A 13920-nucleotide genomic window follows, 5' to 3' on the forward strand; every position below is an offset into this window, starting at 1 on the left:
TCCGGAGTGGGACCGGGGCCAGCTCGTCGTCGCGGGCGAGCTGACCCGGGCGGGCTGCGAGGCGTCAGCGGGCGCCGGCTTCTTCCGCCACCTTGGGCGCAGCGTTCGTGGCAGTGGCGATCACGTCGGCGACGGTCTCGGCCTGCGTGATGAACAGGGCGTGACTGCCGGGAACGGTCGTGATGTCGGCGCCGATGCGGTCGGCCATGTGCTGCAGCATCGCCTGGTCGAATGCCTTGTCCTCTGTCGCGATGACCGCCCAGCTCGGCTTGTCGCGCCACGCGGCCACCGTGACGGCCTCGCCGAAGACGGCCATGTTCACCGGCACTTGGCTGTCGGCCATGAACATCGCGTCGGCCTCGCTCACATCGGCGGCGAATCCGGCGTGGAAGGCGTCCCTGTTGAGGCGGCCGAAGCCGTCGTCGGCCACGTCGATGACGAACTCCGGTGTGGCGGCGAAGCCCTCGTACTGCTGCCCGCTGGTCTCACCGGCATCCGGGATGAGGGCAGACACGTAGACCAGGCCGGCGACCTTCGGGTGCACGCCCGCCTCCGTGATGACCGTGCCGCCCCACGAGTGGCCGACGAGGATGGCCCGGCCGTCTTGTGCATCGAGGACACGATTGGTCGCGGCCACGTCGTCGGCGAACGAGGTAAGCGGATTCTGCACGATCGAGACGTGGTAGCCGCGGGCGGTGAGGAGGTCGTAGACCCGGCGCCAGCCGGATCCGTCAGCAAAAGCCCCGTGCACGAGGACGACGTTCTTGATCTCTTCGATGGTTGTCATGACTCTTCCTTTCGAGTTCGGCTCCATGAGCCGGCCGGGTTGGGTGAAAGGTGTACCGCAAGCGATACGCAATATATTGCATGCACGATCAACGAGCAATGGGCATGTCGGCTTGCATTCAGTAACCGGAAGGTGCGCAATATATTGCATGCCGATTCCACGCGCCCCAGGTGTCGACCGCACGCTTCTCCGTGACGATGTCTTCCGACGGTTGCGCGACGCGATCGTCGACGGCACGTTCCTCCCTGGCGAGCAGCTGAAGGACGCGGATCTCGCGGAATGGCTCGGTGTGAGCAGGACGCCGGTGCGTGAAGCGCTGCTGCGGCTGGCGGCGAGCGGGCTCGTGATCGCCAGACCGGGCCGATCCACGACGGTGAGCGCCCTCGATCCCAAAGCGATCCGAGATGCTCGAGACGTTGTGGCTGCGATGCACGTGCTGGCCGTCCGGGGAATGGCGGGAAACGCCGCCGATGGCGATCTCGAGCGCATGAGGGATGCGAACCGCCGCTTCGCCGAAGCGCTGAGCGCCGGTGATATCGCCGCGGCGATGGACGCCGACGAGGACTTCCATCGCGTGCCGGTGGCGGTTCTGGGCAACGATGCGATCGTGGCGGTGCTCGACCAGTTCGGGCCTGTCGTACGTCGTGCGGAGCGAGCGCGGTTTGCGGCCGACGGCCAGTCCTCGCTCGAACGTCATGAGCACCTCGTCGCGCTACTCGCCCGTGGGGATGTCGACGGCGCCGCGGATCTCACCTTCAAGACCTGGCACACCTTGTCCGTCGACGACGAGGCGGCACACGAGGCGCGCTGAGCGGACGAGGGCTGTCCGCCCGAGACTCCTGACCGGCTCCCCGCAGCGATCACCCGCCGGCCCGACGAGAGCGCGGTTCCCACCCGCGGGGTTGACGGATACCGCGACGCCGTCTATCGTACAACCAAATGGTTGTACGAATTGAGTTGAGCGATGAAGAAATCGACCGCGTATTCCACGCCCTGTCGACGGCGACCCGCCGCGACATCCTGCGCCGCACGATCGAGGGCGAGCACTCGGTGTCGGCCCTCGCGAGCGACTACGACATGTCATTCGCCGCAGTGCAGAAGCACGTTGCCGTCCTGGAGGCCGCCGGTCTCATCATCAAGCGCGCCGAAGGCCGCGAGCGGCTGGTCCGCGCGGATCCGGCCATGATCGCCCGCGCCCGGGCACTGCTCGCCCGCTACGAGGAGCTGTGGCGCTCGCGCATCGATCGCCTCGACGCGATCCTCGCCGAACCCGCGGCCTCGACCGCACCGCACGACACCGAGAACACCGACACCGAAGGAGCATGAGATGCCCGTCACCGCAGTCACGACCGATCCCGAAGCCCTGACCATGACGCTCACGGCGGAGTTCGATGCTCCGCAGGAGCGCCTGTGGGAGGCGTTCACCGATCCGCGCCAGCTCGAGCGCTTCTGGGGCCCGCCCGGATACCCGGCGACCTTCACGGCATTCGACCCCGTGGTCGGCGGTCACGCGAAGTACCACATGACCAGCCCCCAGGGCGAGAAGTTCTACGCGACGTGGGAGTTCCTCGAGATCGACGGGCCGCGCTCGCTTTCGGTGCTGGACTCGTTCGCGGACGAGAACGGCGCCGTCCGCGAGGAGATGCCGACTTCCCGCATGACGATCACCTTCGAGCCCACCGCGACAGGGTCACGCCTCGAGAGCATCACGCGCTTCACCTCCGCCGAGGCGCTCCAGCAGTCCATCGACATGGGCATGGTCGAGGGCACCGAGATGGCGTTCAACCAGGTCGACCGCGTGCTGCAGGGGCTGCGGGACTACGCCGCCGGCAAGGGCACGCAGACCGAGCTGCTCGACGACACGCACGTGCGCATCACGCGCTTGATCGACGGCCCGATCGACCTCGTCTGGCGCGCTCACCAGGAGCCCGAGCTGCTGAAGCAGTGGATGCTCGGCCCGGACGGCTGGCGGCTCGACGTGTGCGAGGTCGACCCGTCGGTCGGCGGCCGCTACCGCTACGAGTGGGCTCCGGTCGACGGCGCCGAGGGCGAGCGCTTCGGGTTCGACGGCGAGACGCTGCTGTCGGAGGCGCCCCGTCGCGCGGTGACGACGGAGCACATGACGGGCACGGACTTCCCGTCGACGCTCAACGACCTCAACCTCGACGAGGAGGACGGTGCGACGCTGATCACGCTGCTCATCGAGTACCCCGACAAGGAGACCCGCGACATGGTGCTCGCCACCGGGATGACCGACGGCATGGAGGCCAGCTACGCGCGCCTCGAACGGGAGCTCGTCTCAGCCTGAGCCGGGCCACGACAGAGAGAAGGCGAGCGGATGCCGCAGCATCCGCTCGCCTTCTCCCGTGCGTGCGCTCAGGCGTTGCGGAAGCGGTTCACCATCGGGCAGTCGAACGGGTCGCGCGCGGCGAGACCGACGCGGTTGAGGTAGTCGATCACGATGGCGTAGGACTGGATGAGGCTCGTCTCGGTGTACGGCACGTCGCGTGTCCGGCACTGCTCGATGACGATCTCGCGGGCCTTGGAGAGGTACGGGCGCGCCATGCTCGGGAAGAGGTGGTGCTCGACCTGGTAGTTCAGGCCGCCCATGAGGGTGGTCGCCCACCAGCCGCCGCGGATGTTGCGCGAGGTGCGGACCTGCTTGGAGAAGAAGTCGATCTTGGCGTCGGCCGCGATGATCGGCATGCCCTTGTGGTTCGGTGCGAACGAGGCGCCCATGTACAGGCCGAAGACCGCGAGCTGCACGCCGAGGAACGCGAAGGCCATGCCGATCGGCAGGAACAGGAAGATCGGCGTGAGGTACAGGGTGAACCGCGCGACGATGAGCGACAGCTCGATCCAGCGGCCCTTGACCTCGCCGCGCGAGAGCAGGTGCTTCATGCCCAGGAAGTGCAGGTTGGCGCCCTCGAGGGTGAGCAGGGGGAAGAAGAACCAGCCCTGCTTGCGTGTGATGAGCGCGTGCAGGCCCTTGGCCTTCGCGGCATCCTCCTCGATGAACGAGATCGTGTCGATCTCGATGTCGGGGTCCTTGCCCACGCGGTTCGGGTTGGCGTGGTGCCGGTTGTGCTTGTTGTTCCACCAGGAGAGGCTGATGCCCACGACGCCGGCGGCGAGGAAGCGGCCGAGGCGGTCGTTGGCAGGGCCCGACGCGAGGATCTGGCGGTGCGCCGCCTCGTGCGCCAGGAACGACACCTGGGTGAAGATGATGCCGAGCGCGGCGGCGATCAGCAGCTGGAACCAGGAGTCGCCGAGCAGGATGAAGCCGGTGATCGCGCCGCCGAAGGCGAGCACGAGCGCGGTGCCCACGAGCGCGTAGAACCACTGGGCCCGCTTGAGGAGCCCGGTCTCGCGGACGACCTGTGACACCTCGGTGTACGCACGGGCGACCGGAGGGAAGCTCTCCGCCCGGGCGTAGGTCTGGCGGACTTCGCCGAGACGGGCGCCCGGTGCGACTGCTGTGATGGTGGCGATGATCGCACCTTCTTCGGTTCGGATGCCGGCTACCTTGCCGACGCGGAGCCAAAGGCGGTTGTGCCGATCGCTGTGGCTCACACTACGCGCGTCCATATGAACCAGCGGGTATGCGTGGCGGGGATTGACAGCGGGTTGCGAGATCCCGTACAGGAACGTTCCAGCCGCGAGTTTCCGGGCGGCGTGCCGCCTACGATGGGCGGGTGGACTTCTCCCTGGACCTGACCCCGGATCTCATCGCCGTCTTCCTGACGCTCTTCGTGCTCGAGATCGTGCTCGGCGTCGACAACGTGATCTTCATCTCGATCCTCGCCTCGAAGCTCCCGAAGGAGCAGCAGGCCCGGGCCCGCAACCTGGGCCTCACGCTCGCGATGGTGATCCGCGTCATCCTGGTGTTCTTCGCCGGCTGGATCATCACGCTCAAGGCCGATGTCTTCTTCATCGGCGAGATGGGCTTCTCGTGGAAGGACCTCATCCTCATCGCGGGTGGCCTCTTCCTCGTCTACAAGGCCGTGACGGAGATCCACCACAAGCTGGAAGGCGCCGAGGAGGAGCACGGCTCGGGCAAGAAGGTCGCTCAGGTCACCTTCGGCTCGGTGATCGCGCAGATCCTGCTGCTGGACATCGTGTTCTCGCTGGACTCGGTGATCACCGCCGTCGGCATGACCGAGAGCATGATCGTGATCATCACGGTCGTCGTGCTGTCGTTCGGCATCATGCTCTTCGCTTCGCGCTTCATCTTCACGTTCGTGAACAAGCACCCCACGGTGAAGATGCTGGCGCTGTCGTTCCTGCTGCTCATCGGCGTGTTCCTCGTGGCCGAGGGCTTCGGCGTCCACGTCGAGAAGGCGCTCATCTACATGCCGATGGCGTTCGCGGTCCTGGTCGAGGGCCTGAACCTCTGGGCCGCGACCCGCAAGGCCAAGCGCGAGCACCGTCGTCAGCACGCCGTGCAGCTGCGCCCGACGTACCCCGACATCGACGAGTCGGTCGCCGTCGCGGCCGCGCTGTCCGGCGGGGCGAGCGGCGGCTCGGTCGGCCTGTCGAGCAAGCCGGTCGCCGGCGACGTCGCACCCGGCGAAGACGAGCGCGCCGGTCTCGGCTGACCCGAGGCCGCAGGGGACGGATGCCGCGGCATCCGTTCACCCGCCGGACCGAAAGTCTTCGCCCGCCTGACACGGCCGGGCAGGCCGGGGTCGATTGGCTCGCGGCATGAGCCGATTCCTCAGATCCCGCGCCATGCCGCGGGCACTCGCCCTCTCGGTCGCCGCCGCCACGGTGGCCGCTGTGCTGATCCCCGCGCCCGCGCTCGCCGCGCCCGACTCCACGCCGGGCAACTCGGGCACCGTCAAGACCGTCGCGCCGACCCTGGTCGCCCGCGCCACCCTCTCCGCCGATCACCTCGAGGCCGGGCCGCCGTCGGGCGCGCTGGCGAGCTCGGCGAACGGGCGCACCGGTCCCTGGGCAGGTCAGGTGATCCCCGGCTTCTCGGCCGCGATCGACAACGGTGACGGAACGTTCTGGGCGCAGCCCGACAACGGCTTCGGCAGCAAGGGCAACTCCGCGGACTTCCTGCTGCGCAGCTATCTCGTGCGGCCGGCCTGGCAGACGGCTGCGGGAGGGGACGGCACGATCGCCGTCGAGACCTTCATCTCCTACAACGACCGCAACGGCGTGCTGGACTTCCCCATCGCGAACGAGGCGTCCGCGGACCGCCTGCTCACCGGCGCCGACTTCGACATCGAGTCGGTCGTCCGCGCGAAGGACGGCAGCTTCTGGGTGGGCGAGGAGTTCGGGCCGTTCCTGCTCCACTTCGCCGCCGACGGCACGCTGCTCGAGAAGCCGTACTCACTGCCCGGCGCCAAGTCGCCGCAGAACCCGTACCTGCAGCCGGGCGAGACGCCCCGCGTGCGGGCCAGCCGCGGGTTCGAGGCACTCGCCGGATCCGTGAACGGGCACTACCTGTACCCGATCGTCGAGGGGTCCTACGCCGACGACTCCGACCTCCGTCGTCGAGAGGTGCTCGAGTTCGACACGCGCCGCGGCGTCTACACCGGACGCACCTGGAGCTACCAGACCGACCAGGAGCCGAACGTCATCGGCGATGCCTTCACGACGAAGAACGACCGGCTACTGATCGTCGAGCGTGACGACTTCGAGGGCGACCAGGCCGTCACCAAGCGCATCTACGAGGTGAACCTCAAGACTGTCGACGCCCAGGGGTACCTCGAGAAGACGCTCGTCGTCGACGCGCTGCGCATCCAGAACCCCGACGGCATCGGCGCGGGCGACGGCTACGGCACGGGCGCGGTGTTCTCGCTCCCCGTCCAGTCGTTCGAGACGGTGGTGCAGCTGAAGGACGGCCGGCTGCTCATCGGCAACGACAACAACTACCCCGGCAATGACGCGCGCGTCCCCGGCACACCCGACGACACCGAGTTCGACATCATCGACCTGCAGCGCGAGCGCATCGAGCCGTCGGCGATCACGGTCGTCGGCCACCGCGGCGCGAGCGGCTTCCGCCCCGAGCACACCCTCGCCGCCTACGAGACGGCGATCGTGCAGTGCGCCGACTACATCGAGCCCGACGTCGTCTCGACCAAGGACGGCGTGCTCGTCGCGCGGCACGAGAACGAGATCGGCGGCACGACGGATGTCTCGGCCCGGCCTGAGTTCGCCGACCGCCGCACCACGAAGACCATCGACGGCGCCCGCGTCACGGGGTGGTTCACGGAGGACTTCACCCTCGCCGAGCTGCGCACCCTGCGCGCCAAGGAGCGACTGCCGCAGACTCGTCCGGCCAACACCGCGTTCGACGGGCTCTACCTGGTGCCGACCCTCGACGAGGTCATCGATCTCGCCCGCCACTCGGTCAGCTGCGACGGCCGTCAGGTCGGCGTGTACCCCGAGACGAAGCACCCCACCTACTTCGACTCGATCGGCCTCTCGCTCGAGGAGCCGCTGGTGGCGGCGCTGCAGGCGAACGGCGTGGACCGCGCCGATGCCCCGGTCATCCTGCAGAGCTTCGAGGTCGCGAACCTCAAGGAGCTGAACACGATGACGGACGTCACGATCGCCCAGCTCGTGAGCGGCTCGGGGCGCCCGTACGACTTCACCGCCGCCGGCGACCCCCGCACGTACAAGGACCTCGTCACGCCCGCCGGCCTCGCCGAGATCGCGACGTACGCCGATGGCGTCGGGCTCGAGAAGTCGGTCATGATCCCGCGCACCGCCGCAGGCACCCTGGGCACGCCGACGCCGGTGATCGCCGATGCGCACGCCGCCGGCCTCACGGTCCACGGCTGGACCTTCCGGCTCGAGAACCAGTTCCTGCCGGTCGAGTTCCGCTCGAGCTCGGACCCGAACGCAGCCGGTGACCTTCCGGGTGAGATCCGGGTGTTCCTCGACGCCGGCATGGACGGCCTCTTCAGCGACCAGCCGGGCGTGGCGACCGCGACGGTCGGCTGAGCGGACGTCGCGAAACAGCGGGCGGATGCTTCGGCATCCGCCCGCCTTCCCGTTTCAGGCGTCGAGGACCAGCCGGTAGCCCATGCCCGCCTCGGTGAGCAGGTGCACGGGGCGGGCGGGGTCGGCCTCGAGCTTCTTGCGCAGCTGCGACAGGTACAGGCGGAGGTAGCCCGTGTCGGTGATCTGCTCGGTGCCCCAGATGTCCTTCAGCAGCGCCTGACGCGTCACCAGGGTCCCCGGGTTGCGTGCGAGGAACTCGAGGATCTGCCACTCGGTCGGCGTGAGATGCACGAGAGCGCCCGCGCGCGTGACGGCCTTCGCCGCGAGGTCCACCTGCACATCGCCGAACGAGACCACCGGTTCGCCGGGGGATGCCGAGACCCGGCGCGACAGCGCGCGCAGACGGGCGAGCAGCTCGTCGATCTGGAACGGCTTCGTCACGAAGTCGTCGGCCCCGGCATCCAGCGCCTCCACCTTGTCGGCGGAGCCGGTGCGTCCGGAGACGACGATGATCGGTGCCGTTGTCCAGCCGCGGAGGGCGTGGATCACGCCGACGCCGTCGAGGCGCGGCATCCCGAGGTCCAGCATGACGATGTCGGGACGCTCGGCCGCCGCGAGGGTGACCGCCGCGGCGCCGTCGGGAGCGGCGACGACCTCGTAGCCGTGAGCGGAGAGGGTGATGCGGAGCGCCCGGACGAGCTGCGGGTCATCGTCGGCGACGAGGATCTTCACGGGGCCGCCTGTGCGACCGGAAGCGCGATCACCATCGTGAGTCCTCCTCCGGGGGTCTCCTCGGGGGTGAGCGTACCGCCCATGCCCTCGGTGAACCCCTTGGAGAGGGCGAGCCCCAGTCCGAGGCCGGTCGTGTTGTCGGTGTCGCCGAGACGCTGGAACGGCGCGAACATCTCCTCGTGGCGCTCGGGGGCGATGCCCGGGCCGTGGTCGGCGATCCGCAGTTCGACCCTGCCGCTCCGGGAGCGTGTCGTCACCTCGACCACGGCGCCGTCGGGGCTGTGGCGCTCGGCGTTGGCGAGCACGTTGACCAGCACCCGCTCGAGGAGGACCGGGTCGGCGGCGACCGTGGGCAGCGCCGCATCCAGCGCGAGCCCGACGGAGTCCGGGCCGAGGTCGAGCTCCTCCAGCGCGGCCAGCACGACGTCCGCGGCGTCGACCGGCTGGAGCGAGACGGCCAGGACCCCGGCCTGCACGCGGCCGACATCGAGCAGATCGGTGACGAGCCTCGACAGGGCGGCCAGACTCTCGTCGGCCGTCTCGAGCAGCTCGTGGCGGTCCTCCGATGACAGGTCGGACCCTTCCGCGCGCAGGCCTCCCACCGCGGCGATGGCGGCGGCGAGCGGGCGGCGGACGTCGTGGCTGACGGCGGAGAGCAGGGCGCTGCGCACCTGGTCCGCGACCGCGAGCGCTTCGGCCGCGCGGGCGGTCTCGGCCAGTTCGGCGCGTTCCAGGGCGGCCCCGAGCTGGGCGACGATGACGTCCAGCAGGCGCCGGTCCGCGGCATCCACTGTTCCGCCGTGCAGTTCGAGGACGGCGCTCGCCGCCCCGCCGCCCCGGGTCACGGCGACCGAGGCGAAGCGACCGTCGCGGACGGGTTCGCCGTCGGTGGCGATGACCTCTCCTTCCGGCCCGATCAGGCGCACGCCCGACAGGTCGAAGGCCTCCCGTGCCCGGGTGATCAGCGCGGGCACGGCGCTCTCGCCGCGCAACACGCTGCCGGCGACGGTCGCCAGCAGCTCGGCCTCGGCCGTCGCCCGCTGCGCGATGCGGGTGCGACGTGCGGCCTGGTCGACGACGTAGCTGACGAGGATGGCGATCACGATGTACAGGATCAGGGCCCACAGGTGCAGCGGGTCCGAGACCGCGACCGTGAACTGGGGCGCCACGAAGAGGAAGTCCAGCGTCAGCCCCGACAGCACGGCGGCGAACAGGGCCGGCCAGATGCCGCCGATGAGCGCCACCACGACGACGAGCAGCTGGTAGGCCAGCACGTCCGAGGTGATCGACTCCGGGGTGCGCGCGGAGTAGAGCAGCCACGTCAGCAGGGGGCCGACCACGAGAGCCACGACGAAGCCGAGCACGATGCGGTCCGCACTGAGCGATCCCGTCCAGGTGCGGGGCAGCACCGGCAGGCGGTCCAGCGTGTCGATCTCGTTCACGTCTCGATCCAACACCCGTCGCTCGGCCGTGCTGCCGGTCCTCACGACATCCATGCGGCGCGTCGGTCCGAAAAGACTCAGGCGCGGTTGAGGTCGTCCTCGAGCGCGACCCACGCGAGCATCGCGCACTTGACCCGCGCGACGTACTTCGAGACGCCCGACAGCGCGGCGGCATCGAGGTACACGTCCTCGTCGAGCAGGATGCTCCCGCGCGAGCGGAGCGCCTCACGGAAGCCGTCGATGAGAGCGGATGCCTCGGCCTTCGGCATCCCGTCGACCAGTTCCGCGAGCATCGAGGCGGAGGCCTGCGAGATCGAGCAGCCGTTGCCCTCCCACGTCACGTCGCGGATCACGTCGCCGTCCTCCGCCAGCCGGAGCCGGAGCGTGATCTCGTCGCCGCAGAGCGGATTGTGCTGGTGCGAGGTCGCCGAGCGGCCCTCTACGCCTGCGAGCCCGAAGCCCACCTTGCGCTTGGAGTGATCGAGGATGAGCTCCTGGTAGAGCGATTCGAGGCCGCTCATGCGCCCGCTCCGAAGAACGCGCGGACGCCCGCCACGGCGTCGAGGAACGTGTCGACCTCGTCGGCCGTGTTGTACAGCGCGGCGGATGCCCGCACCGAGGCAGTCAGGCCGAAGCGCCGGTGCAGCGGTGCGGCGCAGTGGTGCCCGACGCGGACCGCGATGCCGCGCGAGTCGAGGAACTGGCCGACGTCGTGCGCGTGCACGCCGTCGACGTCGAAGGCCCAGAGGCCCACGCGCTCGACTCCCGGGGCATCGCCGAGCAGGCGGATGCCGGGGATGCCGCGCAGCCCTTCGCCCATACGCGCCTCGAGCGCGCGCTCGTGGGCGTGGACGGCGTCCATGCCGACGCCGTCGAGGTAGCGCACGGCGGCGGCGAGGCCGATGGCCTGCGACACCGGCTGCGTGCCGGCTTCGAACCGCTGCGGCGGCGGCAGGTACTTCGCCTCGTCGAGGGTCACCGTGGTGATCATCGACCCTCCGGTGAGAAAGGGCGGCAGTGCCTCGAGCACATCGGCGCGGCCGTAGAGCCCGCCGATCGCGTAGGGCCCGAGCATCTTGTGGCCCGAGAACACCGCGAGGTCGACGCCGAGCGCGGGAAGGTCCAGCGGCAGGTGCGGCGCGGACTGGCACGCGTCCAGCACGGTGAGGGCGCCGGCCGCCTGGGCGAGGGCGACGAGCTCGGCGACCGGGTTCACGATGCCCAGCACGTTCGAGACGTGCGGGAACGCGACGACGCGGGTGCGGTCGGAGATGACGGATGCCGCGGCATCCAGGTCGATCGTGCCGTCATCGCGGACGGGGATGTGGCGCAGCACGGCTCCGGTGCGGGCGGCCAGCTCTTGCCAGGGGATGAGGTTCGCGTGGTGCTCGCTCTCGGTCACCACGAGCTCGTCACCGGCGCGCAGGGCGAAGCGCTCGCTCGCCGGGGCGCCCCGGCCGAGCGTGGCATTGCCGATCGCATAGGCGACGAGGTTGAGCCCGGCGGTGGCGCCGCTGGTCCAGACCAACTGCTCAGGTCGTGCCCCGACGAACGAGGCCACGGTCGCGCGGGCGTCTTCGAACAGCTCGGTCGCCTCGGCGGCGAGCGTGTGCGCGCCGCGGTGCACCGCGGCGTTGGACCGGGTGAGGAACGAGACCTCGGCGTCGATCACCGCCTGCGGCTTCTGGCTCGTCGCGGCGGAGTCGAGGTAGACGAGGGGAGCCTCGTTCACGCGCTCGCCGAGGAGCGGGAAGTCGGCGCGGATGGCCGCGAGGTCGAGCACGGGCGCGGGGGAAGTCACCCTCCCAGGCTACGCGCGTTGCCTGGGCGCGGCACGCGGGTCAGCGCCGACCCGATGCGGGCTCGGGCTCGACCGGAGCGGCGGCCGGCGGACCGGCGGGGCGCGTGGCCCGGCGTCCGTGCGTCTGCACGCGGGCCTCTGTCTCGGGCCCGGGCCGGCCGCTGCGATCGTCGCCCGGCAACGGCCGTGAGCGCCTGCCGTAGATGAGCTCCGACGAGTCGAGCAGCCACGGCACGAGCGTGATCGACACCCCGTGCACGAGCATCAGCTGCTGCGCGATGCGACGCGACCGCCGGTTGTGCAGCAGCGACTCCCACCAGTGCCCGACGATGTACTGCGGCAGGTAGACCGTCACCACGGACGACCCGAACTTCTCGCGGTACTGCGTGATGAACGTGGCCACGGGCGACGCGTACGACCGGTACGGCGACTCGATGATGACCAGCTTCATCGGCACCCGGTGCTCCTCCCACTGGCGTTGCAGCGCCGCCGATTCCTCGTCGCTGACGGCGACGTGCACGGCGATCGCCTTGTCGTGCTCGGCGGCCAGCGCGTACTCCACGGCCTTGAGCACCGGCTTCTGGAGCCGGTTCACCAGGACGATCGCGAGATCGCCGTCGGAGCCGAAGTGCGTCGTGTCGTCGACGCGGATCTCGTGCTCGACGTCGCGGTAGTACCGGTTCACGCCGATCATCAGCACGGCCAGGATCGGGATCGCGATGAAGACGAGCCAGGCGCCGTGGGTGAACTTCGTGATCGTGACGATGAGCAGCACCGAGATGGTCATCGCCGCGCCCAGGCTGTTGATCGCGAGTCCGCTGTAGGCCGACCGGCGCTCTCGGCGGGCGGATGCCGAGGCCGCGGCATCCGGTTCCGTCATCGCCTGCTCGCGCAGCGCTCGCCGCCAGTGCTTCACCATGCCGATCTGGCCGATGGAGAACGACACGAACACCCCGATGATGTACAGCTGGATCAGCGTGGTGAGGTTCGCCTGGTAGACGATGAGCACGACGATCGCGGTGATCCCGAGAAGGATCATGCCGTTCGAGTAGACCAGGCGGTCGCCCCGCGTGTTCATCGCCTTCGGCGCGAAGCCGTCGCGGGCGAGGACGGCGCCGAGCAGCGGGAAGCCGTTGAACGCGGTGTTGGCGGCCAGCAGCAGGACGCAGGCGGTCGCCGCCTGAATGACGTAGAACGGGATCGACCCCATGCCGAAGGTGGCCGCGGCGACCTGGGCCATGAGACTGGGCTGAGGCCCCGCCTCGCAGTCGAAGCCGATCAGATGGCAGGGGTTCTCGGCATAGTGGACGCCGGAGACCAAGGCGAGGGCGGTGAGCCCCGAGAACAGGAGGATCGCGATCCCGCCCATGAGGGTCAGCGTCATCTGCGCGTTGCGGACCTTGGGCAGACGGAACGCGGGCACGCCATTGGATACGGCTTCGACGCCGGTGAGGGCGGAGCATCCGCTCGAGAAGGCGCGGAGCACGAGCAGGATGACGGCGGCCTGGGTGAGCGATTCGGCCTGCACCGCGTACTCCGCGCTCGAGGCGACCGGCGGGTCGCCCATCAAGGTTCTGGTCAGACCGACGACGATCATCAGGGCGACGGAGCCGATGAAGACGTAGGTCGGGACCGCGAACGCGAACGACGCCTCACGAACGCCGCGCAGGTTCACGAGGATGATGAGCACCACGAAGCCCACGGCGAGCTGAACACGGAACGAGTCGAGCTCGGGGAGGGCGGAGATGATGTTGTCGACCCCGGAGGCGACCGAGACCGCCACCGTCAGCACATAGTCGACGAGGAGGGCGGCTGCCACGACCACTCCGGGCACCTCGCCGAGGTTCTTGCGCGCGACCTCGTAGTCGCCCCCGCCGGAGGGATAGGCCTTGATGAGCTGTCGGTAGCTCGCCACCACGACGATCAGCAGCAGCACGACGCCGGCAGCGACCCACGGCGCGAAAGAGAGGAAGGCGAGACCGCCGATGAGCAGGATCATCAGGAGCTCCTGCGGCGCATAGGCCACCGAGCTCAGCGCGTCCGACGCGAAGATCGGCAGCGCCCGCTTCTTGGGGAGAAGCTGCCCGTCGATCTCCTCCGAGGTCAGCGGCTCGCCGAGGATGAGGCGTTTGGCGCGGGGTGTCTCTTCGCCGTGCTCACGGATATCACTGGTCACGGCAGGCGACGCTACGCCCGCC

11 protein-coding genes and 1 pseudogene are annotated in these 13920 nt (G+C 69.4%); 5 read left to right on the forward strand and 7 right to left on the reverse strand.

What is annotated here, in order from left to right:
* Positions 1-64: 64 nt before the first annotated feature.
* Complete coding sequence (locus tag ASD56_RS05065; RefSeq protein ID WP_082541254.1) at positions 65-787, reverse strand: alpha/beta fold hydrolase; 723 nt, start codon at positions 785-787, stop codon at positions 65-67.
* Between the two features lie 148 nt (positions 788-935).
* On the opposite strand from ASD56_RS05065, the gene ASD56_RS05070 reads away from it, so the two are divergent.
* The 3 genes from ASD56_RS05070 to ASD56_RS05080 all read left to right on the forward strand — a co-directional run bounded on the left by ASD56_RS05070 (position 936) and on the right by ASD56_RS05080 (position 3095).
* A complete protein-coding gene (locus ASD56_RS05070) occupies positions 936-1598 on the forward strand; it encodes a GntR family transcriptional regulator (RefSeq protein ID WP_055961979.1) in 663 nt (220 codons plus the stop codon).
* A 128-nt stretch (positions 1599-1726) separates the two neighbouring features.
* Positions 1727-2113 carry an ArsR/SmtB family transcription factor gene (locus ASD56_RS05075; RefSeq protein WP_055961982.1) on the forward strand — a complete coding sequence of 129 codons (387 nt, stop codon included), beginning with the start codon at positions 1727-1729 and terminating at the stop codon, positions 2111-2113.
* 1 nt (position 2114) lies between these two features.
* Positions 2115-3095, forward strand: coding sequence for an SRPBCC family protein (locus ASD56_RS05080; protein WP_055961985.1), 981 nt, complete (start codon positions 2115-2117; stop codon positions 3093-3095).
* Positions 3096-3163: 68 nt separating this feature from the next.
* Here ASD56_RS05080 and ASD56_RS05085 read toward each other — a convergent pair whose 3' ends face one another.
* Positions 3164-4303: a fatty acid desaturase family protein gene (locus ASD56_RS05085; protein ID WP_442922395.1), complete on the reverse strand. Its 1140-nt coding sequence runs from the start codon at positions 4301-4303 to the stop codon at positions 3164-3166.
* A 179-nt stretch (positions 4304-4482) separates the two neighbouring features.
* Between ASD56_RS05085 and ASD56_RS05090 the strand changes: the two genes are divergently transcribed.
* Positions 4483-5385 carry a TerC family protein gene (locus ASD56_RS05090; RefSeq protein WP_055961988.1) on the forward strand — a complete coding sequence of 301 codons (903 nt, stop codon included), beginning with the start codon at positions 4483-4485 and terminating at the stop codon, positions 5383-5385.
* Positions 5386-5491: 106 nt separating this feature from the next.
* Positions 5492-7747: an esterase-like activity of phytase family protein gene (locus ASD56_RS05095; protein ID WP_055961989.1), complete on the forward strand. Its 2256-nt coding sequence runs from the start codon at positions 5492-5494 to the stop codon at positions 7745-7747.
* Positions 7748-7801: 54 nt separating this feature from the next.
* On the opposite strand, the gene ASD56_RS05100 is transcribed toward ASD56_RS05095, so the two are convergent.
* The 5 genes and pseudogenes from ASD56_RS05100 to ASD56_RS05120 all read right to left on the reverse strand — a co-directional run bounded on the left by ASD56_RS05100 (position 7802) and on the right by ASD56_RS05120 (position 13898).
* Complete coding sequence (locus ASD56_RS05100) at positions 7802-8479, reverse strand: response regulator (RefSeq protein ID WP_055961993.1); 678 nt, start codon at positions 8477-8479, stop codon at positions 7802-7804.
* Positions 8476-9885: pseudogene (locus tag ASD56_RS05105) on the reverse strand (sensor histidine kinase); the annotation flags it as partial. The gene ASD56_RS05100 and the pseudogene ASD56_RS05105, both read right to left, overlap by 4 nt.
* Before the next feature lie 113 nt (positions 9886-9998).
* Positions 9999-10442 carry a Fe-S cluster assembly sulfur transfer protein SufU gene (gene sufU, locus ASD56_RS05110; RefSeq protein WP_055961996.1) on the reverse strand — a complete coding sequence of 148 codons (444 nt, stop codon included), beginning with the start codon at positions 10440-10442 and terminating at the stop codon, positions 9999-10001.
* Entirely contained in the window at positions 10439-11722 is a 1284-nt protein-coding gene (locus ASD56_RS05115) for a SufS family cysteine desulfurase (RefSeq protein WP_055961999.1), read from the reverse strand. Before ASD56_RS05115 ends, sufU begins: the two co-directional genes overlap by 4 nt.
* 40 nt (positions 11723-11762) lie before the next feature.
* Positions 11763-13898, reverse strand: coding sequence for an APC family permease (locus ASD56_RS05120; RefSeq protein WP_235565528.1), 2136 nt, complete (start codon positions 13896-13898; stop codon positions 11763-11765).
* Positions 13899-13920 lie beyond the last annotated feature (22 nt).

Source organism: Microbacterium sp. Root166 (assembly GCF_001427145.1).
Classification (GTDB): Bacteria; Actinomycetota; Actinomycetes; order Actinomycetales; family Microbacteriaceae; genus Microbacterium.

Bases quoted from the DNA above. Each gene is read 5' to 3' on its own strand.
- ASD56_RS05095 (WP_055961989.1), top strand. From the start codon at position 5,492: ATGAGCCGATTCCTCAGATCCCGCGCCATGCCGCGGGCACTCGCCCTC.
- sufU (WP_055961996.1), bottom strand. From the start codon at position 10,442: ATGAGCGGCCTCGAATCGCTCTACCAGGAGCTCATCCTCGATCACTCC.
- ASD56_RS05080 (WP_055961985.1), top strand. From the start codon at position 2,115: ATGCCCGTCACCGCAGTCACGACCGATCCCGAAGCCCTGACCATGACG.
- ASD56_RS05075 (WP_055961982.1), top strand. From the start codon at position 1,727: ATGGTTGTACGAATTGAGTTGAGCGATGAAGAAATCGACCGCGTATTC.
- ASD56_RS05070 (WP_055961979.1), top strand. From the start codon at position 936: ATGCCGATTCCACGCGCCCCAGGTGTCGACCGCACGCTTCTCCGTGAC.
- ASD56_RS05065 (WP_082541254.1), bottom strand. From the start codon at position 787: ATGACAACCATCGAAGAGATCAAGAACGTCGTCCTCGTGCACGGGGCT.